Genomic DNA, 1,601 nt, shown 5'->3' on the forward strand with positions numbered 1-1,601 from the left:
AATCAACAACAACAACAAGGTGTGGCGGCAGTTCGTCTTCGCGCCCATCACCACACAGCGCATCCGCGTGCTGGTGAACAGCTCGGCCTACTATCTCTCGCGCATTGTCGAGGTGGAGGCGTGGACGCCGGGCAGCATGGCCAACCAGGCGCCGGTGGCCAACATCAGCGGCCCGACGAGTGGGCAGGTGGGCGCGAGCCTGAGCTTCTCCGGCGCCGGCAGCACCGATGCGGAAGGCCCGATCGCCAGCTACGCGTGGACGTTCGGGGACGGCACGAGCGCCAGCGGCGTGTCGGCCACGAAGAGCTACAGCGCGGCAGGCAGCTACACGGTGACGTTGACGGTGACCGACGCTGGAGGCCTGACCCACAGCAAGACGCAGGCGGTGGTGATCACGGCGCCGGCCAACCAGGCGCCGGTGGCCAACATCAGCGGCCCGACGAGTGGGCAGGTGGGCGCGAACCTGAGCTTCTCCGGCGCCGGGAGCACGGATGCGGAAGGCCCCATCGCCAGCTACGCGTGGACGTTCGGGGACGGCACGAGCGCCAGCGGGGTGTCGGTCACGAAGAGCTACAGCGCGGCRGGCAGCTACACGGTGACGTTGACGGTGACCGACGCTGGAGGCCTGACCCACAGCAAGACGCAGGCGGTGGTGATCACGGCGGCAACGGGAGGACAGGCGGTCAATGTTGCTGCAGCCGCCAACGGCGGCGTCGCCACAGCGTCCAGCACTTTTGACTCCAGATTTCCCGCCAGCGCGGTCATCGACGGCGATCGGCTGGGGCTGAACTGGGGAGCTGGCGGCGCGTGGGCGGATGGCACTTCGGGCGTCTACCCGGACTGGGTGCAGATCGACTTCAACGGCATGCAGACGATCAGCGAAATCGATGTGTTCACGCTGCAGGACAACGCCTACTCGCCCTCAGTGCCGACGCTGGCGATGACGTTCAGCAACTTCGGTATCCTGCACTTCGAAGTCCAGTACTGGAACGGTGCGGGGTGGGTGGATGTGCCGGGCGGCAGCGTMATCAACAACAACAAGGTGTGGCGGCAGTTCGTCTTCGCGCCCATCACCACACAGCGCATCCGCGTGCTGGTGAACAGCTCGGCCTACTATCTCTCGCGCATTGTCGAGGTGGAGGCGTGGACGCCGGGCAGCATGGCCAACCAGGCGCCGGTGGCCAACATCAGCGGCCCGACSAGYGGGCAGGTGGGCGCGAGCCTGAGCTTCTCCGGCGCCGGCAGCACCGATGCGGAAGGCCCGATCGCCAGCTACGCGTGGACGTTCGGGGACGGCACGAGCGCCAGCGGGGTGTCGGYCACGAAGAGCTACAGCGCGGCAGGCAGCTACACGGTGACGYTGACGGTGACCGACGCTGGAGGCCTGACCAACAGCAAGACGCAGGCGGTGGTGATCACGGCGCYGGCCAACCAGGCGCCGGTGGCCARYATCAGCGGCCCGACGAGTGGGCAGGTGGGCGCGAGCCTGAGCTTCTCCGGCGCCGGCAGCACCGATGCGGAAGGCCCGATCGCCAGCTACGCGTGGACGTTCGGGGACGGCACGAGCGCCAGCGGGGTGTCGGTCACGAAGAGCTACAGCG

At 67.8% G+C, this 1,601-nt stretch carries 1 protein-coding gene; it reads left to right on the forward strand.

Translation table 11 applies throughout. The annotated features are described in order from the left end of the window. Positions 1 to 1,601, forward strand: a 1,601-nt coding sequence (locus ACXJKJ_RS30055; protein ID WP_457394988.1) for a PKD domain-containing protein, incomplete at both ends; no start/stop codon positions are given.

The organism is Roseateles sp. P5_E1, assembly GCF_054049335.1.